Origin of the sequence: Phyllobacterium sp. LjRoot231 (genome assembly GCF_964253365.1) — a bacterium.
Classification (GTDB): Bacteria; Pseudomonadota; Alphaproteobacteria; order Rhizobiales; family Rhizobiaceae; genus Phyllobacterium.
This window is the reverse complement of sequence record NZ_CAXUQT020000001.1, coordinates 4,655,594-4,680,122: the sequence shown is the minus strand read 5'-3', so window position 1 is coordinate 4,680,122 and position 24,529 is coordinate 4,655,594. Positions and strand designations below refer to the sequence as shown.

Below are 24,529 nucleotides of genomic sequence, written 5' to 3'. Positions count from 1 at the left end.
GTTCGAAGAGAGCTTCCAACACGACCACGAGTGCTCACGCAGCGCAGAGTTTCGTCTTTGCCGCATGATATTCCCGTTCGAGCCGTGCAACGAGATCGCCTGCAGGGAGAATTTCCTTAATCGCGCCAATGCCTTGACCACAGCCCCAGATATCCTTCCAAGCTTTGGCGCCGGTCGTTGCTGCCTCGAAGTCCATCTTTGTAGGATCAGCTTCCGGTAAATGGTCCGGGTCCATTCCGGTCTTGGCGATGGATGGCTTCAGGTAATTTCCATGAATTCCGGTGAAGTAACTTGAATAGACGATATCAGAAGAAGTGGAGTCCACGATCATCTGCTTGTAGCCGTCGACCGCACGCGCCTCATTGGTCGCGATGAATGGTGAGCCGATATAGGCGAGGTCCGCGCCCATGGCCTGAGCGCCTAGGATAGCGCGACCGGTGGCAATGGCACCGGACAGGAGGAGCGGGCCGTCGAACCATTCGCGGATTTCCTGAACAAGTGCGAAAGGCGAGAGCGGACCCGCATGGCCGCCGGCCCCTGCTGCAACCGCTATCAACCCATCCGCGCCTTTGCGAATGGCGGAGTTCGCGTGGCGGTTGTTGATGATATCGTGGAGGACAATTCCGCCATAGGAGTGAATCGCCTCGTTCACTTCCGGAACCGCGCCCAAAGACGAAATTACGATGGGAACCTTGTACTTTACGCACATCATCAGGTCATGTTCGAGCCGTTTGTTGGAACGGTGCACAATCTGGTTCACGGCAAAGGGTGCGGCAGGACGATCCGGGTTTTTCTCGTCGTGATTGCGCAGACCTTCCGTGATCTCGGCGAGCCATTCATCAAGCTGCGCTTCGGGACGAGCATTCAAAGCTGGAAAGGAGCCAACAATTCCGGCCTTGCACTGCGCCAGCACCAACGCGGGGTGCGATATGATAAAAAGTGGTGCACCAACCACCGGAATGCGCAGCTTCGACTTCAGGATTTCCGGCAGGGCCATGGTGTATCTCCGATGAATTTTGACGTTCGCGTAAACGTAAATCTTTAGCAGACCTGTAGGGTTGGGCAAGTGAAAGGTGATCTGCCCATAATCGAACGAAGCGGCACGACACATTGAACATAACAGTTCATGATGGCAAACGGCCATCATTGCGCCGCTACAGTCTTGAATAAGCAGTGAGATACGTTATGGCTACCCAAACATTCAAGCCGCATTGAAGGGATAATCGTCGAGTTGGAAGCGATCGAACAAGCGATCAGGAATGCGTTGACAAAGGTCGACGTCGGGAACCCTGCGATTCGGCAGAAGGTCTACGAATCGGCGTGGGGCGCGCATGAGCGTTCGCTCGCAGCCAACGGGGCGCTGGACGACGAGCAACGGGACGAGCGTCGCGAACGACTGAAGGATGCAATCACCCGGATCGAGAAAGAAGTTCAGACAACTGGTTCGATAACGCTCCCGGTACCGGCTCCCGTTGCTGAAAGGCGCGAACCGGTGCTTTCGCAGTCTTCGACAAGGATCGAACCAACGATTGATGTTGGACCGGAACCTGAACTTGACGCACCGGAACTGGTAACGGATGGACCTGTTGCAGCCGACAATTATCGCCCGGACCGTTTGCGCCCACGGCTGAAGCGAAACGCGGAACGTAAGAAGGCGAGCGGCCTATCCAAATTTGTCATCATTCTCGCCATCCTGGCCCTCGCGCTCGGTCTGCTCTGGCTCGTCGCCTCCGGAATCATCAATTCGAAGCCGTCCAGCATCCCGCCAAGCACCGGCAATCCCGCCGCAAGTGGCAGCCATGAGCCGCTGAAGGAAGGCGAGTTGTCGCCCGAGGGCAACTGGATTACGATTTTCGATCCGTCCGACACGACACAGGTGTCAGTGGCCGGGCGAGCAACGGCGACGATCGATGGCGACCAGGTGGAGAAATATCTGCGTATCAAGTCGCCCAGTGAAGCCGATGAAGTCAGTTTCCAGGTCGGTCAAGGCGTTCTCGAACAGCTTGCCGGTAAAAATGCGATGTTCGATATTGTCGCCAAGAGCGAGGACGGTACGAGGACGCAAATGGCTGTGAGCTGCGACTTCGGCGAACTGGGCGATTGCGGACGCAAGCGTTTCGATGTCTCCGACGCGAGCAATGATTATCTGGTGCAGAAGCAGTTCCCAGCGGACAAGAAACCAGCGTCGGGCGGTACGATCAAGATCAATTCGGACATAACCCAGGCTGGACAATCGGTGGATATCATTTCCATCCGCGTTCAGGTCACGAACTAGACGAAGATGGAGCGCGCATTCCTGTCTTCCGGTGATCTAATTGCTGACCGCCGGGCTTCCTATGCGGACATGCTGTTCGAAACCGGAGACCATGGCGCCGCTGCGGACCTCATGCGGCAGGCGCTGGAGATAACCCCCAATTGGACCGCCGGCCTTTTTCGCCTTGGCGAGATGCATGAGGCGGCAGGGCAGGGTGATGCAGCGGCCGAAGCTTGGCGCAAATTGCTGCAGCTCGACCCAGACGATCGCTTTGGCGCAGGATTGAAGCTCGCAGCGGCCGGCCACACTGCCGTACCAGAAACGCCGCCCACGGCCTATGTTGAAACTCTGTTCGATGCCTATGCACCGACCTTTGAGACAGCGCTTTTGGACAGGCTGGAGTATCGAGTACCCGAATTGCTGGCGAATGCCATCAAGGTAGCTGTGTCGGAACGGCGTTTCCACTCCGTGCTCGATCTTGGCTGCGGTACCGGCCTCATGGGTCCATATTTCCGTGCCTATGCTGATCATTTGGGCGGCATGGACCTCTCCGAAGCCATGCTGCAGAAGGCCACCGAGAAGCAGATATATGACAGCCTCGCCAAAGGCGACGTGAACGAACTCGACACGCCCGCCCAAAGCACTGATCTCATCATTGCCGCGGATGTCTTTGTCTATGTCGGCGATCTCCACCGCGCCTTCGCCAATGTCGCGCGGGCCTTGGCTCCGGATGGGTTGTTCGCATTTTCCGTGGAGAATCATTTGGGCGACGATGAGCTGATCCTGCAGCGATCGCTGCGCTACACCCATTCTGAAGGCTACGTCCGGCGGCTTTTGGCCGAAAATTCGATGACGCTATTAACTCTTCAGCGAGAGACCATTCGCCTCGATCGGGGCGAACCGTTACAAGGGCTTATCGTTGTGGCGCGACCTGACGTCTGATCAATCCTTTCGGAATACGAGCCGTCCCATCCAGCCGGTAATGACGGCGAGGAACACTGCGAAGAGTCCGTAGAGCAGGCTGTACTGATTGGCGGCGCGGTAGATACGGAATTCCAGACCCGCTTTGACGATGTTGAGGCTCGTCGCGCTTTCACGCAAGAATTCACCATTGCGGAACAGATAGGCGCGCGCAACATGCTTACCCACGGGCACGTTAGCGGGCAGCGACAGGGTCGCACGGAACAGGGTAGATGACAGGAACTGCACATCGCCCGGGCGCTGGTTATAGAGCTGCTGTTTGAGCTTCAGCCGCGGTAACTCCTTGGTGAACTCCTTAAGGGATTCGCTTGATCCAAAACCATCGGGCGTCGGCTCGTAGTAGATATTGTTCACGCCGAGACTAAGCTGGCCGAATGTCTTCGGCGTGGTTATATCCTGAAGGTTGCGGGTTGACGCGAGCGAGTAGGAGGCTGGAATGTGCTGGAACGATACCGACTCAGCATTGACCCAGATGCCGAAGAACCTATCTTTGCGGCGTACGACAAAATCGCGTTCTGGTCCTTCCAGGACCACGACGATGTCATAGCGTCCTTGCCGCTGGATCAGTGGATCGGCATTGTCCAGCGCGCCAAATACCGTGAGGTCTGTGCCTCGGAAGCCGGATGTAATGGCGATCGTATCGGTGGAGAGGCCGATTTCAACGGTCTCCTTGTTGCCAGGCAATTGCTGCGCGCGAACCTCTTGTCCAGCAGCGAGCGCGATGATCAGCATCAGAGCAGCGGCGACGGTCTTCATGATGCACCTGTCGCCAGGGCAACAGTGATAGAATAAAGATCATCTGGCGTGACGAAAAGTTCGATCGCAAGGCGCAGGCCAACCGCCAGAACGAGCATGGCCAGCAGGGCGCGCAATTGCTCGCCGCGCAATTTCTGGCCAATACGGGCACCATACTGCGCGCCTATCACCCCGCCCGTCATCAAAAGCATCGCCAGCACGATATCGACCGACTGGTTGGTCGTCGCCTGCATCACAGTAGTGAAGGCTGTGACGAAGACGATCTGATAGAGGGACGTTCCGATAACCACGTTTGTCGGTACCTTTAGCAGGTAGATCATCGCCGGGACCATGATGAAGCCGCCGCCGACACCCATGATTGATGAAAGGAAGCCGATGGCTCCGCCAAGCACTAGAACGGGGATGATGCTCACATAGATTTTCGAGGCACGGAACCGCATCTTGAACGGCAGGCGATGCACCCAATTGTGCTGACCCGGCTTCTTCAGATTGGAGAGCTGGCCAGCTCTTGTCCGCCGCATGGCCTGAACGCTCTCATATAACATGAGGCCGCCAACCGTGCTGAGAAAGATGACATAGAGCAGCGACACGATGAGATCGAGCTGGCCAAGTTCACGCAGCAGGACAAAGACGTAAATGCCGACTCCGGCGCCGATCACGCCCCCGATGACGAGCAGCGAGCCGAGCTTGACGTCGAGCGTGCCACGTTTGAAATGGGTGAGAGCACCGCTGAATGACGAGGCGATGACCTGGTTCGCGCCGGTGGCAACTGCAACCGCCGGTGGAATATTGTAGAAAATCAGCAGTGGAGTGATCAAAAACCCGCCGCCAACGCCAAACATGCCCGATAGAAATCCCACCGCCGCGCCCATGAAAAAGAGCACGAAGACATTGACCGAAATCTCGGCTATAGGCAGGTAAATACCCAATGCGAACCCCAAACCCACTGTGGTGTTAGGACACCGTCGTAACACCACAATGACAGCAATTCTTTAAGGTTTCTTGCCCGCTTGCCGGGCTCAAGTCAAATTCTGACTGAAGGCGGCAGCGCATTGCGGTTTAAACGCGAACCCATGTGTCGCAAGTACCTTTTATCCGGCCAGAACTCGAACTCAACCGTTCTTCCGGAGCAGGTTGCGAACAAGGTCCTTGTCGATATTGCCAGTCGGCTTCAGCCCATTGTCTTTCTGGAAGGCCATGATCGCGTCACGTGTCTTCGAACCGATCTTGCCGTCTGAACCGCCTGCATCATAGCCATGCTTGTTGAGGATGAGCTGGATATTGCGAATTGCCTTTTCCATGTCGATCGAACCCGTCGTTGTCGGGCTCTCGCGCCAATCGTCCGGAACGTTGAGCGCATTGGCATCGGGGTTTAACTGCTTCGGCTTCCAAAGCTCGGCAGCAGCCTTTGCGCGTTCCAGCTGTTCGGGAGACATGGCCTTGGCAACATCGTCCCGCTTCTGGGCGGCGTCCTTGTCGCCGGCATTGGCCGCAAGGGCGAACCATTTGTAGCTCTCTTCGAGGTTCTGCGGCAGGCCCACGCCCTTGGCTGAAAGAATGCCGAGATTGAACTGGCTGTCCTTGACACCGAATTCGGCCGCCTGGGTAAACCAGCGCGCGGCCGCTTCATTGTCCGGCGCCGCGCCGTCGACCCCGGCAGCAAACAGAACTGCGAGGTTGTGCATGGCGCTGGCGTTGCCCTGTTCGGCGGCGAGTTGATAGTAGGTCTTGGCTTTCGCCAGATCGCGAGTGAGGCCAAGGCCCTTTTCGTAGAAGTTGCCGATACGATATTGGGCCGGAGCAAAGCCGCGTTCTGCCGCAAGATTGTACCATTCGGCTGCCTTGGCGAAGTCGCTGGTTACACCTCGCCCGTCCATATAGCGGTTACCGATTTCGAAAAGCGCCTTACTGTCGCCGTTTGCTGCCGCATCACGCAGCGGTTCCGGTCCGGCTTCCGTCGGGATGGACGGAATGGCTGTGGTCGATGCGGCATCGGCAGCCGGTGCGGACAGCGTGGCGTCGATGGTGGATGGCGTCGCCTGCTGCGTAGCGATCACGGCTTCCACGCTGTCCGGTGCGGGCTGTGATGCCGCGAGTTCCTTCGGTGTGCTGTTTTCGACTGGAGTTGCGGGTTCCGGAGCCTTTGCCTGCTCTGCAGGCTGTACTGGTTCGGGCGCTTGGGCAGCAACCTCCGCTGTTGGTTCCGGTGCCGCAGGCTGGGCGATAGGTGCCTTATCGAGCCCGGCCGGATGGTCGAGAAATGCGTTCTTCAACTGCAGGCCGACGATTGCGATCATGATCGCACCGATCGCGAGGAGGATCGGCTTACGCTGACGCGAGAACAAGCTGCCCTTGGCACCGTCGGCTTTGTCCGAAACGGATGAGCGCTTCTGGTTTTCGACTTCCGAAGCTGCTGCCTGGGCTGCGCGGCGGGCGGCTGCGATGAAATCGGCTTTGCCTGCAGATGTATCGCCGGCAAGCAATGTATCCCGGCGGTCATCACGAACGCGCTTCAAGATGGAATTGAGATCGGGCATGCCAGAACCGGGTTCGAGTGGACGATTGAGGATGTCCGGATCGAGTTCCGGCTTTGTATCCGCCTTCTCTGTTTCCTCGACGATATCGATTTCCGGATCCTGCGGTACGATTTCCTGCTTGCCGCGTCCCTTCAGGCTGCGAGTAAGGGTGCCGAACAGAGACTTCTTTTCGCGGGGCGCCTCTTCCGGCACTTCGGCATCACTGGCGAGCGTCAATTCCGACGACAGTTCTTCGCTTTCTGGGAGGATCTGCGCATTGAGAGCCGGCCCGACATCGATGGTGGGATCGTAGGCGAGGGTTGCCTTCATTGCCGGTTCTTCGGGGATGATTGTCTCTTCAATCCGGGCCGCAAGCGGCCTGTAGACCGGTACCGGACCGCTTTCGAGCGAGGCGAGACGGTCGACAATCTTGAGCAGTGTATCGTGGATTGCCTCGAAGGTCTTACTGTTGCGCTCTTCGGATTTGCGCGAAAGTTTTTCCAGCGTCTTCAGATCGTCGGCAAGTTCGCGGGCAATCGTGCTGTCTTGGTCGCTGCCGAAATTAGCGGTATTGCGGATCGCTTCGGCCGCAGCGTTGCGTGCAGCTTCAACGACGAAATCGCGATTGGCAGCCATCGATTCCTCAATCGCGTCGAGGCGTGGCGGGATCGCGGACATTTCCGCGTAGTGGTCATTGGATTGGGCCAGATGCTCTGCCAACCCAGCGATCTGCAGTTCAAGACTGCGGATGGCATCGTGCGTGCCATCAGTCTGAGGCACATTCTGCGCAACGTAACGCGCCATATCCTCGAAGCGGGCTTCGATATTGTCGGTCAGTCGAATATCGCTGTTCTCGGTCATCAGATGGTGATCGTCGAGGCGGCGCGTCAGTTCTTCGAAGCGCTGGTCGATCTTTTCGATGAATGCAGGATCAGCCGCGGGCTGCGGCATGGTTTCGAGCTTGTGAATGATCTGCAGGACGCGATCTTCCAGATCGCGGAAGTCGGAAATGTTGATCGCGGCCGGTGCATTTTGCAGATGGCGCGTTACTGCCGAGAGCTGTTCAGACAAGATGTCGAGATTGATCGCGGGTGCTTTGCTCTGCTCGGTGATCTGATCGACGCGTTGTGCAAGTTCACCCATGCGCTTGAGGATCGTATCCGAGGTGCGGTCGCTCGTGACCAGCGCCGTGATGCGCGCTTCCAGCCGCTCGAAGGCGTCGGCTTCTATGGACGGCGCGGAGACCGGACGTGAGGTGGCAACGATGGCGCGGCTGATCTCATCGAGGCGCTCATCGATCTGTTGCATATATTTGGTGGTCAGCGAGGTACTACTTCCAGATGTTGAAGGAACCCTCCGCGCAAAGTCGTCGAAGCGTTCATCAATTGCATCCCAGCGATTGCCAAGGTTCTGCACTGATTCTTCGCGGGCCAGCGTATTGACGGTGCGCTTCAACTCATCGAGGTCGCCGCGCAGCATGGAAAGATGACCCGTTTCCGGGCGGCTGGCCGAAGTGCGGTTGAACAAGAGATCGTTTGAAGCGGTTGACTGGCTGAGCCTGTTCATCGTTTCGCCATGCGGTTCCGGATCGGCACGGACGGGCGTCTTGATCTCGTCCTGCATCTCTTCACGGAGCTGCTTGAGCTGCGCGGCTATTGCCGAGAGGTCATGCTTGCCATCGGGTCGCTGGCGATTGGAAGCGGGGTTCGCTGCAACGTGCCGTGGCATGGCCAATTGCCCGGCGCGTGAGGCGAGGGCCGCGAAGCGATCGGCGATGTCCTGACTTTCCTCGCGGATTTCCGGTTTTTTCGGTTCCATCGCACTGCGCAACTGGCTTTCGAGGTTTTCGAGGGTGCGGTTGAGACTGTCCAGCGACGTCGCATCACGGCGTGCGCGATTCACATTGACCTGTTCCATTAGTGACCTCTGGTTCGTCATGGACGTCTGCTGCCCGAGTTGACGCCACATTGTGGCGGGTGAAAAATCATCGCTCTAGGGAAACAGCCGGTAGCGCTGTGCGCGTCGGGGCCAAACCGGAGAGCCAGGAGCTTGCGCCCCATGCGATCCGACAAGCCGTGAAAAACAAATCACACATAGACACGGTTCACCGTCATCGTGACATTGGCGAAACGTGGTAAACAACTGGTTAAGACACGGGTTCGAATGGTTAAAAATGTATTCGGCTATATAAATTTACATAGTCGATTTCATCTCAAAGCCATGTCGTGACCTTAAAACCGGTGTGCCTGCCGACTAAATGAATCGGTGAGACGTAAATCAATAAACTTTGACGTTTACGGAAACGTCAAAGTTTGTTAAATTGGACGAAATCTCAACGGCACCATGGCCTGCGTGCCGTTTTTGCTCGTTTGTTTAGGAGGAAGCTAATGCCGAGTTATCGTGCGCCTGTTGAAGACACGCTGTTTATCCTGAACGATGTCCTGGGTTTTGAGCGTTACAACAATTTGCCGGGTTTTGCCGACGCATCGCCCGATATTGTAGAGGCGATTCTGGGCGAGGGCGCGAAGCTGGCTGAGAACACGCTGTTTCCGGTGAACCAGTCCGGCGATCATGAGGGCTGTGTGCGGCATGATGACGGTTCGGTAGCGACGCCGAAAGGCTTCAAAGAAGCATTCGACCAGTATCGCGAAGGCGGCTGGGTCGGACTTGCCGTGCCGCAGGAATTCGGTGGGCAAGGCCTGCCCTATGCGCTGCATGTGGCTGTCGGCGAATATATGGCATCGGCAAACATGGCGTTGGTCATGTATCCCGGCCTGACGCAGGGCGCGATCGCCGCTATTCTGACCCATGGCACTGACGAGCAAAAGCAGGCCTACCTGCCCAAGATGACCGACGGCACTTGGACAGGCACCATGAACCTTACCGAGCCGCATTGCGGAACCGATCTTGGTTTGTTGCGCAGCAAGGCCGTGCCCAACGGCGACGGGTCCTACAGGATTTCCGGGCAAAAGATTTTCATTTCCGCGGGTGAACACGACATGGCGGAGAATATCATTCACCTGGTTCTCGCCCGCATCGAAGGTGCGCCGGAAGGAACCAAGGGCATCTCGCTATTCATCGTGCCGAAGTTCAATCTAGACGAGAATGGCAATCCCGGAACGCGCAATGGCGTGTCGTGCGGTTCAATCGAAGAGAAGATGGGCATTCACGGTAACTCGACCTGCGTCATGAACTATGATGAAGCCACGGGCTTTCTGATTGGCGGCGAGAACAAAGGCCTTCGCGCCATGTTCACCATGATGAACGAGGCGCGGCTGGGCGTTGCCCTGCAAGGCCTGTCCATCGGCGAGATCGCCTATCAGAATGCAGCCATCTATGCGCGCGACCGCATCCAGGGCCGCGCACTGACCGGGCCGAAAGAGCCAAACAAGAAAGCTGATCCGATCATCGTTCATCCGGACATTCGCCGCATCCTGTTGACGATCAAATCATTCAATGATGCCGGCCGCGCCTTCATCCTCTGGTCTGCGTTGAAATCTGACGTAGCGCACCGTTCCGGCGACGAGGCCGAAAAGCAGCTAGCGGATGACATTCTCGGCCTGATGACGCCAGTTTTGAAGGGCGTTCTGACCGACAAGGGTTTCGAGCACGCTTGCATGGCGCAGCAGGTCTTCGGCGGCCATGGTTATATCGAAGAACATGGGATGAGCCAGTATGTGCGCGACGCGCGCATCGCCATGATCTATGAGGGCGCCAATGGCATACAGGCGCTGGATCTTGTCGGTCGCAAGCTCGGTGCCAATGGCGGGCGTGCCGTCATGGCCTTCTTCAAGGAAGTCGGTGATTTCTGCGAAGAAAACCGCGGCGACGAAAATCTCGCCTTCTTCACCAAACATCTGAAGAAAGGCCTCAACGATTTGCAGGCAGCATCTATGTGGTTGATGCAGAACGGCATGGCAAACCCGGACAATGCCGGTGCTGCCTCGACTGACTATATGCATCTCTTCGGTCTGGTTGCTCTCGGCTATATGTGGGCACGGATCGCCAAGGCGTCGCATGCCAAGCTCGCGGAAGGTGCCGACAACAAGGCGTTCTATGAGACCAAGCTGGTCACCGGCAAGTTCTTCATGGAGCGCGTCATGCCGGAGACCTCGGCGCATCTTGCCCGCATCCAGACCGGAGCGGACACGATGATGGCACTGGCCGCGGAAGCATTCTAAGCTGGTCTTACGCATAGGTGAGCCGCGGCTCGCGGCTCTTCCATGGTTATCTCGGGAGGTTTGTTATGAGTCTGCGACCGGAAGAAGTGTTGGGTGTTCCGAAACCCGACTGGAAGACCGACGATGTCGTTATGCTGGAAGATATGGCCACGAAATTTCTTGAGGCCGAGGTGCTGCCGCATTATGACCGTTTCGAAAAGCAGGAAATTTTCGACCGCTCGGTCTGGGAATTAGCCGGTGAAAACGGGCTGCTGTGTGCCTCCATGCCGGAAGAATATGGCGGGGCGGGCGGCACCTATGCGCACGAAAGCGCGATCCTCGAAGCTATCAGTCACGTCGGTGTCGACGGGTTCGGCATAGCTCTGCACAATTCGATCGTTGCTCCCTATATTCTGCATTATGGCTCGGAAGAGCAGAAACAAAGATGGCTGCCGAAAATGGCGACCGGTGAACTGATTGGCGCCATTGCCATGACCGAACCTGGTGCGGGTTCTGACCTTCAAGGTGTCAAGACTAGCGCAAAGAAGGATGGCAATCACTACGTCATCAATGGATCGAAAACGTTCATCACCAATGGCCAGCTCGCTAATCTTGTCGTCGTCGTTACCAAGACCGATCCGGCGCAGGGCGCAAAAGGCACCTCTCTTTTCGTCATAGAGACCGACGGCCAGGAAGGCTTCGAACGTGGGCGCAACCTCGACAAGGTCGGATTGAAGTCAAATGACACGTCCGAATTGTTCTTCAATGAAGTCCGGGTGCCTGCCTCTAACCTCCTCGGCACCGAGGAAGGCCAAGGCTTCGTTCAGCTGATGCAGCAATTGCCGCAGGAAAGACTGCAGATTGGCGGAACTGCCATTGCCATGGCCGAGCGGGCCATCGCGATCACCTCCGACTACGTCAAGGAGCGCAAGGCCTTCGGCAAGGCGGTCATCGAGTTCCAGAATACGCAGTTCAAGCTCGCCGAGCTCAAGACTGAAGCCACCATCGGCCGCGTTTTCTACAATCACTGTGTCGAGCGCCACGTGAACGGCGGCGGGCTCGATCCGGTCACCGCCTCCATGGCGAAATACTGGCTGAGCGACCTCCAGAACAAGGTCGTTGATGAATGCCTGCAGTTGCACGGCGGCTATGGCTATATGAACGAATTTCCGATCGCCCGCATGTTCCGCGACGCTCGCGTCCAGCGGATCTATGGCGGTACAAACGAAATCATGAAGCTTTTGATCGCCCGCAGCCTTTGAGCTGCCGGTTCGAACAGGGAGAATGAAATGACTGAGGCCTATATTTATGATCACGTCCGCACGCCGCGCGGCAAAGGCAAGAAGGACGGCAGCCTGCATGAAGTGCCGGCCGTTCGTCTTGGCGCCCATGTCCTAGAAGCGCTGCGCGACCGCAATGGCCTCGATACTGGGCTGGTCGATGACATCATCTATGGCTGCGTCGATCCAGTTGGCGAGGCAGGCGCCGTCATACCGCGTTCTTCCGCGTTCGAAGCGGGCTATGACTTCAAGGCGCCGGGCATGCAGATCTCGCGTTTCTGCGCATCCGGTCTCGATGCGGTGAATTTCGCTGCGGCCAAGATCGTGCAAGGTGCCGACGATATCGTGATTGCCGGCGGCGTTGAATCCATGTCGCGCGTCGGCATGGGCATGTCGGGTGGTGCATGGTACATGGACCCGTCGGTCGGGCTGCCAAGCTATTTCATGCCGCAGGGCGTTTCCGCCGACTTGATTGCCACCAAGTACGGTTTCAGCCGCGATGATGTCGACGCCTATGCCGTCGAAAGCCAGAAGCGCGCCGGAGAAGCCTGGAAGAAGGGCTACTTCAAGAATTCGGTTCTTGAAATCAAGGATCAGAACGGACTGACGATCCTCGATCATGACGAGCATATGCGTCCGACGACGGACATGCAGGCGTTGGCCTCACTTAATCCGTCCTTCGTCATGCCCGGCGAGATGGGCGGCTTCAATGCTGTCGGCATTCAGGCTCATCCGGAAGTCGAAACGATCAACCACGTGCATCACGCCGGCAATTCGTCCGGCATAGTTGATGGTGCTGCTGGTGTATTGCTCGGTTCGAAGAGCGCCGGCAAGGCACTCAGCGCCAAGCCGCGCGCTCGTATCCGGGCCTTTGCCAATATCGGCTCCGATCCGGCGCTGATGTTGACCGGCCCGGTCGATGTGACGGAAAAATTGTTGAAGCGCGCCAAGATGAAGATTTCGGACATAGATCTGTTCGAGCTGAACGAAGCCTTCGCCGCTGTGGTGCTGCGCTATATGCAGGCATTCGACATTCCGCGTGACAAGATCAACGTCAATGGCGGCGCGATCGCTATGGGCCATCCTCTAGGAGCGACTGGTGCGATGATCCTTGGCACGGTTCTTGATGAACTGGAGCGTCGCGACCTCAATGTCGCGCTCGTGACACTGTGCATCGGTGCGGGCATGGGCACTGCAACCATCATCGAACGCGTCTGAGGGAGAACAGAAAGATGAGCTATACGAACTTCAAATTCGACGTTGACGCGGACGGAATTGCGCTTGTTATCTGGGACATGCCCGGCAAATCCATGAATGTCTTCACCGAAGAGGTGATGAAGGAACTGGACACAATCGTTGATCGCGTTGCCAAAGATGAGGCGATCAAGGGCGCTGTCATCACCTCAGGCAAGGACACGTTTTCGGGCGGTGCGGATCTCACCATGCTCAAGCGCATGTTCCAGCTTTTCCAGGAGGAAAAGGCCAAGGATCCGAAGAAAGCGGTTGAACTACTGTTCGAAAACACAGGCAAGATGGGCGGCCTGTTCCGCAAACTCGAAACCTCGGGCAAGCCGTGGGTTTCGGCGATCAACGGCACCTGCATGGGCGGCGCATTCGAGATGTCACTTGCCTGCCATGGCCGCGTGGTGTCGGATGATCCGGCAGTGAAGATGGCCCTGCCGGAAGTCAAGGTTGGTATTTTCCCGGGAGCTGGCGGTACACAACGTGTTCCGCGCCTTACCAATCAGCAAGACGCTCTGCAAATGATGACGACAGGCTCCAGCCTGACGGCCTCGCGTGCCAAGGCCATGGGACTGGTTCACGAGGTTGTTCCCGCGAAGAAGCTGGTTGATGCAGCAAAGAAGATGATCAAGGGCGGTCTGAAGCCAGTGCAGCCATGGGACGAGAAGGGTTTCAAGCTTCCCGGTGGCGCGATTTATTCCGCGGCTGGTGCCAATCTGTGGCCAGCCGCCACGGCGATCTTGCGCCGCGAAACCTACGGCAATTATCCCGGCGCGGCCTCGATCCTGAAATCCGTCTATGAAGGCCTGCTTGTACCTTTCGACACAGCGCTCAAGATCGAGCAGCGCTATTTCACCAAGATACTACAGTCGACGGAAGCAGGAATGATGATCCGTTCGCTGTTTGTCTCCCTGCAGGAATTGAACAAGGGCGCGCGGCGCCCGACCGATGTGAAGCCAACCAAGTTCAAGAAAATCGGCGTGGTCGGTGCCGGCTTCATGGGCGCGAGTATCGCCTATGTCACAGCTAGGGCAGGCATTCCGGTGGTGCTGATTGACCAGAGTGTGGATGCGGCCGAAAAAGGCAAGGCCCATTCCGCCGATCTCATTACCAAGGAGATGCAGAAGGGCCGTGCGACCGCCGAAGATAAGGAAAAGCTGCTTGGCCTGATCACAGCATCGTCGGACTATGCCGATCTGGAAGGGGCTGACCTTGTCATCGAGGCTGTATTCGAAGACCGGGAAGTCAAGCGCGCTGTTACGGAGAAGGCCGAGGCGGTGTTGAAACCAGCCGCGATCTTCGCATCCAATACCTCGACGCTGCCGATCACCGGACTCGCCAAAGTTTCGCAGCGCCCGAAGAACTTCATCGGCATTCATTTCTTCTCACCTGTCGACAGGATGATGCTGGTGGAAGTCATTCTCGGCAAGAAGACGTCGGACAAGGCGCTCGCCGTTGCGCTTGACTATGTGCGTGCGATCAAGAAAACGCCAATCGTCGTCAACGATACGCGCGGTTTCTATGTCAATCGCTGTGTCCTTCGCTATATGTCGGAAGCCTACAACATGCTGGTTGAAGGCGTGCCGCCGGCGATGATCGAGAATGTCGCGCGTATGGCCGGCATGCCGGTCGGACCGCTGGCACTGAATGATGAGACGGCGATCGATTTGTCGCAAAAGATTCTGAAAGCCACGCTGGCCGATCTTGGACCAAAGGCAGTGGACCCGCGGCATATGGAACTGGTTAACACGCTGGTTGACAAATATGACCGGCGCGGCCGTAAGAACGGCAAGGGCTTCTATGATTACCCGGCCAAGCCTGCGAAGAAACATTTGTGGCCGGAACTGAAGACGCTTTACCCGCAACAGGACCCGGACAAGATCGACGTCGAGGTGCTGAAACAGCGCTTCCTGTTCACTATCGCGCTGGAAGCTGCCCGTGTCATGGAAGAGGGTATCGTCACCGATCCGCGTGAAGCGGATGTCGGCTCAATCCTCGCCTTCGGTTTCGCCCCCTATACGGGTGGAACCCTGTCGTATATCGACGGCATGGGTGCAGCGAAGTTTGTCGAGATCGCCAAGGGCCTGCAGCGGAAATATGGTGCGCAGTTCAAGGCACCGAAGCTGCTGCTTGACATGGCCGAAAAGGGCGAGACCTTCTATGAGCGTTTCAATCCCTATCCGGTTGAAGAGAAGAAGCGGGCTGCTTGATCGCTCCTGTGTTCAAGAAAAGGCGGGCTCAGCCCGCCTTTTTCTGTGTAAAATAAGAAAGTTTTCCGTAATTTTACTCGACTTTTCCAGAATTCCCTCCTAAAACATTGGTGAAGGTATTTTTTCCTTATTTCTGGAATAGACCATGTTTTCACATGACCGCATATGGGCGGCCATCGACGCGCTGGCAGAACGCCATTCCCTTTCCGTTTCCGGATTGGCGAAGCGAGCCGGACTTGACCCAACGACCTTCAACAAATCCAAGCGCTATGCCGTCGACGGACGTGCGCGCTGGCCCTCGACGGAATCCCTGGCCAAGATCATGGACGCCACCGGTGCATCGCTGGACGAGTTTATGACGCTCGTTCTCGGCAGGGCAACAAGTGCGGGCGGCGGCGCAACGCGTTCCGTACCGCTGCTTGGCTTCGCGCAAGCCGGAGCGGGCGGCTTTTTCGACGATGGTGGCTTCCCCGTAGGGCAGGGCTGGGACGTTGTCGAGTTTCCGGTCGGATCTGCTGACGCGGTCTATGCGCTCGAGGTGTCGGGCGATTCCATGCTGCCGCTTTACCGCGATGGCGACACGATTATTGTTGCGCCGGGCGCTGCAGTTCGGCGTGGTGACCGTGTGGTGGTGCGTACAAAGGATGGCGAGGTCATGGCCAAGATTCTTGCGCGTCAGACGCCGCGCACGATCGAGTTGCAATCGATGAATCCCGAACATCCCAATCGCACCTTTGATGCGGTTCATGTCGATTGGATCGCCCGGATCCTGTGGGCGAGCCAATAGGAACGCATTCCGCATGCGCCAGCTACCGCTTTATGTTCTGACCGTTCTGGTGGCTTTGGGATTGGTCTACGCCTTCGTCGCGCCATTTAATGGCGGCCTGGATATGCCGGCAATTTCCAGCCAAGGAGTTGATGTTACGCCAGAGAATTTCGAACTGCCGGACGAGATGAAGAACGCCGCACCGGATGATACGCCTGAAGCTGCACAACCGCAGGCGCGGGTTACGTCTCCGGAGGCACGTCAGGTCGACCCGGATGGGTTTTCGCCCTCGGGCAATGAGTCTGTGCCGCTGGAGCGTGTCGAACCCCGCCAACCCTTGAGCGAAATGGGGCAGGCTTTGCCTCCTGCACCACCACCTCCTCCGACGCCGGTCGATAATACGGCAAAGCCTGTGCTCCTCTATCGTCCGGTTGCGACTGCGGCGGGCACAATTGAAGCGTCGGGCTACAAGATCGCACTTGACGGTATCGAGGCAGTTCCACCCGAGGAGACCTGCAATGCCGAAGGTGGTGCAACCTGGCCTTGCGGCATGGCAGCCCGAACAGCGTTCCGCAACTGGCTGCGATCGCGGGCTGTCGAATGCACCGTGCCGGGCCAGCCGCCAGACGAACTCATTGCGACAGAGTGCAAGCTTGGTGGTACTGATCTGGCCGAATGGCTAGTGCAGAATGGTTGGGCACGAGCAAAGGACGGCACACCGATGGCTGAGACAATGAAGCGAGCTGAAGAGGCAAAGCTCGGGATCTTCGGCAGTCCGCCCCTTGCGCTTCCGGCTACCGGAGATCTGCCGCTGCCATCATTCAGCGATGCACCACCCGCGCCGCCAGAGCCCATACCGGCGCCACCGCCATTGGCAGTGCCGAACGCACCCTTTCCGCCAAGGCCGCAATAGAATTCCTGTTTTATGCTTCGTGACAGACAGCCTCGATGTTGTGGCCGTCCGGGTCCAGCACAAACGCTCCGTAATAATTGGGATGGTAGTGCGGGCGCAATCCTGGCTGGCCGTTATCGCTACCGCCAGCTGTCAAAGCCGCCTTGTAGAAGGCGTCGACTACAGCGCGGCTATTGACGCGGAAAGCGACGTGAAGCGGTGGTTTGTTTGGCACTCCGCTTGCGACCCAGAAATCCGGCTTGCCTCCCTCGCCAAAACCGGCAACGTCCTCATTCCCTGTGACTGAAGCCGGAATTTCGAGGATCAGTTCGTATCCAATTGCGGCGAGTGTTTCAGAATAGAATTTCTTGCTCTGCTCGTAGTTACTTACAGCAACGCCCGTATGGTCAATCATTCAGTCCTCCCGCCGATTTTACCCATGCCAATCTATGATAGTTTACCCGCCAGCGCCTTTGCAATCAGGGCCCGTGTCTCGGCAATACCGTAAAGCGCAACAAACGAGCCGAAACGCGGCCCACGTTCTTGGCCGATGAGAACCTCATAGAGCATCTGGAAGAAGGATACGGATACGCCCGGACCGCCCTCGGGGCTTTTCTTCGTATGGTCCTGATATCGTTCGATGGCGCGAGCGACGTTGAGAATCGCGTTCTGAATGTCGTTGCCGTCAACATCGCTAGGAAGAGCTGCCAGCTTCTTGTCCATCTCTTCCAGCGCGCCGCGTTCCACTTCGTCGGGGGTGCGGAATTTCTTCGATGGCTTTACGAAATCGTTGAAGTAGCGGATGGCGTAACCCACCAGTGCATCCAGTTCCGGATTGTTCTCGGTCGTGACGCCTGGTGCGTAGCGCGAAATGAATCCCCAAAGAACGCTGCTGTTCTCGGCATTGGAGGCGCTGACAAGGTTTAACAAGAGGGCGAACGGAACCGGCATCTCGACAGCTGGCGGATTGCCATTGTGTAGGTGCCAGACAGGATTGTTCAGCCGGTCTTTCCAGGATTGGCGTCCATAAGCGGAGAGATAGGTAAAGTATTCGTCCACTGCCTTGGGAATGACATCAAAATAGAGCCGCTTTGCCGTTCTCGGCTTCTGGAACATATAAATACCTAGACTTTCGGTTGGCGCATAGGTCAGCCATTCGTCAATGCTGATGCCATTACCCTTCGACTTGGATATCTTCTGGCCAACATCGTCGAGAAATAGTTCATAGACGAAGTGCTCCGGAGCGCGGCCACCCAAAATCTCGCAGATGCGGTCGTAGATAATCGCATTCGTCTGGTGGTCTTTGCCAAACATCTCGAAATCAACGCCGAGGGCCGCCCAGCGCATCCCGAAGTCAGGCTTCCACTGCAGTTTGACGTTGCCGCCTGTCACAGGAAGGGTCGTCTCGACGCCGTTCTCGTCGTCAAAAGTTATGGTGCCGTTCTTCGCGTCAATGTTCTTCATCGGAACGTAGAGAACTCGACCGCTTGTCGGAGAAATCGGCAAAAAGGGGCTGTAGGTCGCCTGACGCTCCTCGCCGAGTGTCGGCAGCATTACCTTCATAATGTCGTCATAGCGCTCGGCAGCGCGCAGCAGTACTTCATCGAAGCGGCCCGATTTGTAATATTGCGTCGCGCTGGCAAATTCGTAGTCGAAACCGAATGTATCCAGGAAGCCGCATAACATAACGTTGTTGTGGTCGGCGAAACTGCTGTAGTCGCCGCCAAAAGGATTGGGAACGGCCGACAGCGGCTTGTGCAGGTGCGGTTCCAGAAACGAGCTATCCGGTACATTGTCTGGTATCTTGCGCATACCGTCCATGTCGTCGGAAAAGCACAGCAGCTTGGTGTTTACCTGGTCTTTGGTCAGGATGCGAAACGCGTGGCGCACCATCGAGGTGCGCGCCACTTCGCCGAACGTGCCGATATGCGGCAGACCGGAGGGGCCGTAGCCAGTCTCGAACAGAATCGTCTCGGGATATCCGGTCCTCTCATAACGTTTGATGATTTTCTGCGCCTCCTCGAAGGGCCATGCTTTGGCCTCTGCTGCCGCCGCAATCAGTTCGGGGGTCAGTTCGATTTGAGTGTTAAGGCGCGTAGTCATTCGTTTTTCCTGTGTTTCTTGCCATTTGGTGAGGCGCGCGGACACTATGGCGGCAGGTTGTTCGCGTCAATCGCATGTGTCCGTACGAAGACAATCCGACGCTGATTTTCAAAATCAATCAGAGACGCTCAATAAAAATCGACCGGAAAATAACGCAGATAAAGTTCTGAAACAGTGCCCTTATCTTCTACGGATTTTAGGGCAAAATCGAATGCGTCGACGAGTTTGCTGTTTTCCTGTGTGGTTGCGATCGTCATCCCATCGCCGAGAAACTGCGGCGCGATATAGGGTCCACCCGCGAAGGCGCAGCAGTTGCGCGACTCGAGGCTGCCGATCCAGAAGGATAGGTCGGACCCATCGGCGAACACGGCATCGATCTTCTTCGCCTGCAGGTCCTTGAGCATGAGGTCGCGCGACGGGTAGCCGACCCAATGGCCCTTCGGAAAGTAATCGGCAAAAATCACTTGGTGCACAGAACCCGCTACGACCCCGACTGTCTTCTTGTCGAGAGCATCGGCAAGAGGTTCCGTAAGTGGCGTTTCCTTCAGTGTCACGAATCGTGCAGGCAGCCTTATATAGGGCGTCGTGAACGCGAGTTTCTGGCGCAACGCGGCTGTTGGCCTCAATCCGGCGATAATCGCTTCCGCCTCGCCGTTTTCAAGCGTTGGCTGCAATTCATTCCACGGACGCGCTTCGATCTGACAGATTGCAGTGACAGAGAGTTCATCGCAGATCGCTCGCACCAGATCGATGTTGAAGCCGGAAATGCGCCCGGTGCTGTCGATGAAATTAAAGGGCGGGTAGTCGACCGTAGTCACAAAACGAATGCGTTCAATTGTAGAAAGATCTGGCTTGGAAATATGCTCACGTCCGTCCCAATAGTGCGGAAAATTCGACGCGGCATAAGCTTGCGACAACGCTGTCAGGACGAGGCTTAAACTGATAGCGGCAGATGTGCGGAAATGCATTCGGTCTCAACATGACGGCGTGATTTGCAGCGAGGGTAACACGATCCGGACTGCCTTGACAGATTGGGCCGCAGTCCGTTCAAAAAAAATGATGACAATCACGAAGTTTCAGTATCAATTATTATTTCATCATTTATTCCGCATTCCAAATAGATATTTCGATAAATACTACTACGGGTATGTTCATATTCTGATATTTCAATTTTTGATTGAAGGTTTTCACATGGTAATGTTGCATAGTCACATTTTTTATTTCCAGATGTCATCGAGCAGTTTAGCTGCAAACATCTTTCAATAGAATTTTTCTCGGTGACCAGGGAAATAACGATTTCGCTCGCCGCTCGTCTTTGCGCAGGTGGAATGGCGAAACCGTCGATCATCGCGGCATTCAGGCGATCTTTTACCAATGCAACTTCTTTCCTCGAAGAACTTTATGCATCCGAGGACGCCGATGAAGTGCTGATCGCCGAATGCATCGCTCGCGAAGCAGGGCTGCTGTTAGATGAGATAGCTGCAGACGTGCATGTCGTAGCGCCTGCAGGGCAGGACTTTATCGCTCTGCGCTATATAAGACACGCAGTTGTCGTCATACCCGATCATACGACGCTGATCTATATAGCACCGACATTGCGAGAAATTGCAGTGCTCAAAATGCATCTTCCCCAAAGCCGGGATATAGCAGCTCGATTGCGGATAACGACTCCCTCGCACCTTTTGAAATTCCTGCGACTGCATTACGAGCAGGTGCTCGGGGAAAATGCCGTGGACATGGTCGAAACGGCCAGTCTGGGATTTTCGGCAAGGATTGTTGTGACCGGCAGGCAAGGCATTCTCGTCGGGCTTTTGGGCGCGTCAATCCTGTTCGGACTTGCACTTGCGCCTTCTAGCTTATGGTTGATCCTTCACATGCTTTTCTCAGTGTTTTCTGGATGCATCCTACTACGCCTACTGGCAATCAGTGGAATGACCAAAAGGGTGACGAGTGTCCTCCCGATGGTTCCCGTGCGCAAACTCCCAATCTATAGCGTTATGATTGCGCTCTACCGGGAGGCCGAGGTGGTTCCTCAGCTAGTGCGGGCCATGACTGAGCTCAACTGGCCGCGCTCAAAGCTCGAAGTAACGTTCCTGTGCGAGGCGGATGACTCCGCGACCATTGCGGCGTTCGAGGATCAAGTACTACCCTATGGTTTCAAGGTCATCCCGGTGCCCGGCATCGGGCCTCGTACAAAGCCGAAAGCCCTCAACTACGGGCTGCAAATGGTGAGCGGAGAATTTGTGGTTGTATATGACGCAGAAGACCGGCCGCATCCTGATCAATTGCTCGAGGCATGGCAGCGCTTCAACACGGGAGGGGAATATCTAGGCTGCCTGCAGGCTCCACTGGTCATTGCAAACGCTCATGAAGGATGGCTTGCCCGCTTGTTTGCCTTTGAATATGCTGCGCATTTCTTTGGTTTTTTACCTTGGCTTGCCCGCAACTGTTTCGTGTTGCCACTCGGCGGAAGTTCAAATCATTTCCGCCGCAACTGTCTGGAGGCAGTCGGTGGCTGGGACCCATACAATATGACCGAAGATGCTGAGCTCGGCACTCGGCTCGCCCGCCGCGAATTTCTCGTTGAGATGCTATCGCTGCCAACGATCGAAGACGCCCCGACGGAGACCGGCGTCTGGTTGCGACAGCGGACACGCTGGCTGAAAGGCTGGATGCAGACTTGGCTCGTCGAGATGCGGCATCCGCGGCGGTTTCTTAAAGACCTCGGAATTCGCCGCTTTCTGGTTTATCACATATTCTCAGCGGGGCTGATTGTCTCGACGCTGCTCTATCCGCTCATGCTCGTTTTCATTGCCTATTCGGCACTCGATCTCATTCTGGTGGACGCTACCGTCACCGACCGCAGTATCCTTCTAATCGATTGCGTAAACATTACGATGGGATATTTGTCATTCCACGCACTGGGAAAGCGCAGCCCCGTCGGTAAAAAAGTAGCAGGTCCTATACTGCGCTGTGTACCGCTCTACTGGCTATTGGTGTCCGTGGCGGCATGGCGCGCGGTCAAGCAACTCTGCACGAAGCCTTTTCTATGGGAGAAAACCCCGCACCGCCCGGCCGCTAGAGAAAGCCTGGACCCGAACCGATGATCAACGAGTCCTCGTTGCCGATCACGTCGATATCTCGCCCCTTGTACGGTAGACTCAGCAAGATTCGGCGGATCACGGCAATGCGCGCGCGGCGTTTGTCGTTGGATCGCACGATCGTCCACGGGGCGTAGGCCGTGTGGGTCCGTGCCGTCATCTCGTCGCGCGCCCTGGTATAGTCATCCCACTTCTCGGCGCCCGCAATATCGATCGGCGAGAATTTCCAGTTCTTGAGAGGGCTGTGCCGGCGATCGTGAAAGCGCTTCAATTGCATGATCTGGCCTATATCGAGCCAGAATTTGAAAAAATGGATATTGTCGGCAACGATCATCCGCTCGAATCCGGGTGCCTCTTCGAGAAAAGATTCATGTTGTTCGGGAGTGCAAAAGCCCAACACCGGCTCTACACCGCCGCGATTGTACCAGGAGCGGTCAAAGGTAACGAATTCGCCGGTGGTCGGGAAATGCGAGACATAGCGCTGGAAATACCATTGTCCGCGTTCGGTCTCGCTTGGTTTGGGCAAGGCAACGTTGCGCGCGTTGCGTGGATTCATATATTGGCGCAAGTTGAAGATCGTGCCGCCTTTACCCGCCGCGTCCCGGCCCTCGAAAACCGCCATGACCCGCCCGCCAGTTTCCTGCAACCAGTATTGCATCTTCACCAATTGGATCTGCAGCAGTTCGAGCGTCTCCGCATATTCGTCGTTCGGCATCTTTTCCGCATACGGAAAATCGCCGGATCGCAGCGCGCCATCCTCGATCCAGCCCGGCAGTTTGGGATCATCAATGTTGAAGCTGCGCTTCTTGCCGTCAATCTTCAGTTCGAGTGTGGATTTTCCCGGTTCCGGGCTTTCCGATTTCTTTTTTGAATCTTTACTCAACGCATTCATCCTCAATTGACATAAAGCCATGTTATTGGGAGAGCGTTGCATCGTCCAGAGGCGAAAAAAGCACTGCAACGCAGGAGTTTAGTGCATGAGCATATGGGGACTGGAGGGACGGACGTTGTGGCAAAGAGCGGTGGAAAGACTGATCCGTGCGCGCTTTGTGCTAGGAGTTGCTGCGTTCATCACCGCTCTGGTCCTGAGCTCAGGCGCATCCTGGTGGCTGAGTTTCACCATCCTGATGCTGGTACTTCTCGCTGTGGTCATGCTTTCGGCGGCTTTTCCGCGCGCGAATGATACAGATGCAGATCAGCTTATGAACGACCCCGCAATCTTTCGTCTGTCGGGTCAGCAGCTCGCAGCGCAATTGCCGGATCCGCTGATCATTTTCGACCACGGGGGGACGATCCTTTATGTCAACCCAGCAGCTAGCGGTGCTTTTCGGCCATTGGCCCGGGGCGGCGCGCTATTGATGCATTTCCGTGCGCCGGAGATGCAGACACTGGTTCAGTCGGTAATGGCCGACGCGATGGCGCGTTCTGTCGATTATTTCGAGCGTGTTCCGGTTGAGCGCTGGTACCGCGCGACAGTGCTTCTGCTCGATCAGGCGGGAGGGAGTGATCGTCAATATTTGCTGTCATTCCGCGATCAAACCGAAGCGCACCGTCTGGAGCGCATGCGTTCGGATTTCATCGCCAATGCAAGTCATGAGTTACGCACGCCACTGGCCTCGCTTAGCGGCTTCATCGAAACCTTGCGAGGCCCGGCACGCAACGATGAAGCTGCGCGCGATAACTTTCTCGAGATCATGCAGAAGCAGGCCGAGCGAATGGCGCGACTGATCGACGATCTTCTGTCCCTGTCCCGTATCGAGATGAAGGCACATATCGCCGTCAAGGATCAGGTTGATTTGGCGGTGGTGCTTAATCATGTGGCGGACTCGTTGAGACCGCTCGCTGCCGATCTTGGCGTTGAGATGGAGCGTGACATCGATCCGGGTCCGGTAAACGTTCTCGGTGATCGCGATGAGCTAACGCAGGTCTTCCAGAACCTCATTGAAAACGCCTTCAAATATGGCCAATCCGGCAAAAGGATCATTATCGAGCTGAAGCGGGATGGCGAGTCGATCAAGGCAACCGTCCAGGATTTCGGACCGGGCATCCCGGATGAACACATACCGCGGCTTACCGAGCGATTCTACCGCGTCAGTCTGGAGACGAGCCGAGCGCAGAAGGGGACGGGTCTTGGTCTTGCCATCGTCAAACATATCCTGACCCGGCATCGCGCGCGGCTGGTCGTTCGCTCGAAAGTCGGCGAAGGCTCCTCGTTCACCGTCGTGTTCGGACCGCTGAAAGGCTACGGCGCGTAACAAAAAGGCGCCA

The 24,529-nt window shown here is 56.4% G+C and carries 18 protein-coding genes; 10 read left to right on the top strand and 8 right to left on the bottom strand.

Annotated elements, in window-relative coordinates; genetic code table 11:
* Positions 1–34: 34 nt before the first annotated feature.
* Complete coding sequence (locus ACSQ3H_RS23315) at positions 35–997, bottom strand: NAD(P)H-dependent flavin oxidoreductase (protein ID WP_436119242.1); 963 nt, start codon at positions 995–997, stop codon at positions 35–37.
* Between the two features lie 267 nt (positions 998–1,264).
* Here ACSQ3H_RS23315 and ACSQ3H_RS23310 point away from each other — a divergent pair, with 267 nt between their 5' ends.
* Entirely contained in the window at positions 1,265–2,275 is a 1,011-nt protein-coding gene (locus ACSQ3H_RS23310; RefSeq protein ID WP_436119241.1) for a hypothetical protein, read from the top strand.
* 6 nt (positions 2,276–2,281) lie between these two features.
* Positions 2,282–3,196: a methyltransferase domain-containing protein gene (locus ACSQ3H_RS23305; protein WP_436119240.1), complete on the top strand. Its 915-nt coding sequence runs from the start codon at positions 2,282–2,284 to the stop codon at positions 3,194–3,196.
* Here ACSQ3H_RS23305 and ACSQ3H_RS23300 read toward each other — a convergent pair whose 3' ends face one another.
* The 3 genes from ACSQ3H_RS23300 to ACSQ3H_RS23290 all read right to left on the bottom strand — a co-directional run bounded on the left by ACSQ3H_RS23300 (position 3,197) and on the right by ACSQ3H_RS23290 (position 8,445).
* Positions 3,197–3,967 (bottom strand): TIGR02186 family protein, encoded by a 771-nt coding sequence (locus ACSQ3H_RS23300; protein WP_436119544.1) that lies wholly within the window; start codon positions 3,965–3,967, stop codon positions 3,197–3,199.
* Positions 3,968–3,987: 20 nt separating this feature from the next.
* On the bottom strand, positions 3,988–4,920 hold the full coding sequence (locus ACSQ3H_RS23295) for a sulfite exporter TauE/SafE family protein (RefSeq protein WP_436119239.1): 933 nt from the start codon (positions 4,918–4,920) through the stop codon (positions 3,988–3,990).
* A gap of 183 nt (positions 4,921–5,103) precedes the next feature.
* Positions 5,104–8,445 (bottom strand): peptidoglycan-binding protein, encoded by a 3,342-nt coding sequence (locus ACSQ3H_RS23290; protein ID WP_436119238.1) that lies wholly within the window; start codon positions 8,443–8,445, stop codon positions 5,104–5,106.
* Positions 8,446–8,894: 449 nt separating this feature from the next.
* Here ACSQ3H_RS23290 and ACSQ3H_RS23285 point away from each other — a divergent pair, with 449 nt between their 5' ends.
* From ACSQ3H_RS23285 to ACSQ3H_RS23260, 6 genes are all read left to right on the top strand, one after another.
* Positions 8,895–10,688, top strand: a complete 1,794-nt coding sequence (locus tag ACSQ3H_RS23285) for an acyl-CoA dehydrogenase C-terminal domain-containing protein (protein WP_436119237.1) — start codon at positions 8,895–8,897, stop codon at positions 10,686–10,688.
* A gap of 65 nt (positions 10,689–10,753) precedes the next feature.
* Positions 10,754–11,929, top strand: coding sequence for an acyl-CoA dehydrogenase family protein (locus ACSQ3H_RS23280; RefSeq protein WP_436119236.1), 1,176 nt, complete (start codon positions 10,754–10,756; stop codon positions 11,927–11,929).
* A 27-nt stretch (positions 11,930–11,956) separates the two neighbouring features.
* Positions 11,957–13,165 carry an acetyl-CoA C-acetyltransferase gene (locus ACSQ3H_RS23275; RefSeq protein ID WP_436119235.1) on the top strand — a complete coding sequence of 403 codons (1,209 nt, stop codon included), beginning with the start codon at positions 11,957–11,959 and terminating at the stop codon, positions 13,163–13,165.
* Positions 13,166–13,179: 14 nt separating this feature from the next.
* Positions 13,180–15,399, top strand: coding sequence for a 3-hydroxyacyl-CoA dehydrogenase NAD-binding domain-containing protein (locus tag ACSQ3H_RS23270; protein ID WP_436119234.1), 2,220 nt, complete (start codon positions 13,180–13,182; stop codon positions 15,397–15,399).
* A gap of 145 nt (positions 15,400–15,544) precedes the next feature.
* Positions 15,545–16,186 (top strand): S24 family peptidase, encoded by a 642-nt coding sequence (locus ACSQ3H_RS23265; RefSeq protein ID WP_436119233.1) that lies wholly within the window; start codon positions 15,545–15,547, stop codon positions 16,184–16,186.
* A gap of 13 nt (positions 16,187–16,199) precedes the next feature.
* Positions 16,200–17,078, top strand: a complete 879-nt coding sequence (locus ACSQ3H_RS23260) for a thermonuclease family protein (protein WP_436119232.1) — start codon at positions 16,200–16,202, stop codon at positions 17,076–17,078.
* Positions 17,079–17,088: 10 nt separating this feature from the next.
* On the opposite strand, the gene ACSQ3H_RS23255 is transcribed toward ACSQ3H_RS23260, so the two are convergent.
* From ACSQ3H_RS23255 to ACSQ3H_RS23245, 3 genes are all read right to left on the bottom strand, one after another.
* Positions 17,089–17,472, bottom strand: a complete 384-nt coding sequence (locus ACSQ3H_RS23255; protein WP_436119231.1) for a VOC family protein — start codon at positions 17,470–17,472, stop codon at positions 17,089–17,091.
* 32 nt (positions 17,473–17,504) lie between these two features.
* Positions 17,505–19,160: a lysine--tRNA ligase gene (locus ACSQ3H_RS23250; protein ID WP_436119230.1), complete on the bottom strand. Its 1,656-nt coding sequence runs from the start codon at positions 19,158–19,160 to the stop codon at positions 17,505–17,507.
* A gap of 128 nt (positions 19,161–19,288) precedes the next feature.
* A complete protein-coding gene (locus ACSQ3H_RS23245) occupies positions 19,289–20,128 on the bottom strand; it encodes a transporter substrate-binding domain-containing protein (protein WP_436119229.1) in 840 nt (279 codons plus the stop codon).
* A gap of 309 nt (positions 20,129–20,437) precedes the next feature.
* Here ACSQ3H_RS23245 and ACSQ3H_RS23240 point away from each other — a divergent pair, with 309 nt between their 5' ends.
* Complete coding sequence (locus tag ACSQ3H_RS23240; RefSeq protein ID WP_436119228.1) at positions 20,438–22,267, top strand: glycosyltransferase; 1,830 nt, start codon at positions 20,438–20,440, stop codon at positions 22,265–22,267.
* On the opposite strand, the gene ppk2 is transcribed toward ACSQ3H_RS23240, so the two are convergent.
* Positions 22,239–23,153 (bottom strand): polyphosphate kinase 2, encoded by a 915-nt coding sequence (gene ppk2, locus ACSQ3H_RS23235; protein ID WP_436119227.1) that lies wholly within the window; start codon positions 23,151–23,153, stop codon positions 22,239–22,241. The two genes, ACSQ3H_RS23240 and ppk2, sit on opposite strands and share 29 nt — an antisense overlap.
* An 85-nt stretch (positions 23,154–23,238) precedes the next feature.
* On the opposite strand from ppk2, the gene ACSQ3H_RS23230 reads away from it, so the two are divergent.
* Positions 23,239–24,516 carry an ATP-binding protein gene (locus ACSQ3H_RS23230; RefSeq protein WP_436119226.1) on the top strand — a complete coding sequence of 426 codons (1,278 nt, stop codon included), beginning with the start codon at positions 23,239–23,241 and terminating at the stop codon, positions 24,514–24,516.
* Positions 24,517–24,529: the final 13 nt, after the last annotated feature.

Bases quoted from the DNA above. Each gene is read 5' to 3' on its own strand.
- ACSQ3H_RS23315 (WP_436119242.1), bottom strand. From the start codon at position 997: ATGGCCCTGCCGGAAATCCTGAAGTCGAAGCTGCGCATTCCGGTGGTT.
- ACSQ3H_RS23305 (WP_436119240.1), top strand. From the start codon at position 2,282: ATGGAGCGCGCATTCCTGTCTTCCGGTGATCTAATTGCTGACCGCCGG.
- ACSQ3H_RS23300 (WP_436119544.1), bottom strand. From the start codon at position 3,967: ATGCTGATCATCGCGCTCGCTGCTGGACAAGAGGTTCGCGCGCAGCAA.
- ACSQ3H_RS23290 (WP_436119238.1), bottom strand. From the start codon at position 8,445: ATGACGAACCAGAGGTCACTAATGGAACAGGTCAATGTGAATCGCGCA.
- ACSQ3H_RS23285 (WP_436119237.1), top strand. From the start codon at position 8,895: ATGCCGAGTTATCGTGCGCCTGTTGAAGACACGCTGTTTATCCTGAAC.
- ACSQ3H_RS23280 (WP_436119236.1), top strand. From the start codon at position 10,754: ATGAGTCTGCGACCGGAAGAAGTGTTGGGTGTTCCGAAACCCGACTGG.
- ACSQ3H_RS23275 (WP_436119235.1), top strand. From the start codon at position 11,957: ATGACTGAGGCCTATATTTATGATCACGTCCGCACGCCGCGCGGCAAA.
- ACSQ3H_RS23270 (WP_436119234.1), top strand. From the start codon at position 13,180: ATGAGCTATACGAACTTCAAATTCGACGTTGACGCGGACGGAATTGCG.
- ACSQ3H_RS23265 (WP_436119233.1), top strand. From the start codon at position 15,545: ATGTTTTCACATGACCGCATATGGGCGGCCATCGACGCGCTGGCAGAA.
- ACSQ3H_RS23260 (WP_436119232.1), top strand. From the start codon at position 16,200: ATGCGCCAGCTACCGCTTTATGTTCTGACCGTTCTGGTGGCTTTGGGA.
- ACSQ3H_RS23255 (WP_436119231.1), bottom strand. From the start codon at position 17,472: ATGATTGACCATACGGGCGTTGCTGTAAGTAACTACGAGCAGAGCAAG.
- ACSQ3H_RS23250 (WP_436119230.1), bottom strand. From the start codon at position 19,160: ATGACTACGCGCCTTAACACTCAAATCGAACTGACCCCCGAACTGATT.
- ACSQ3H_RS23245 (WP_436119229.1), bottom strand. From the start codon at position 20,128: ATGCATTTCCGCACATCTGCCGCTATCAGTTTAAGCCTCGTCCTGACA.
- ppk2 (WP_436119227.1), bottom strand. From the start codon at position 23,153: ATGAATGCGTTGAGTAAAGATTCAAAAAAGAAATCGGAAAGCCCGGAA.
- ACSQ3H_RS23230 (WP_436119226.1), top strand. From the start codon at position 23,239: ATGAGCATATGGGGACTGGAGGGACGGACGTTGTGGCAAAGAGCGGTG.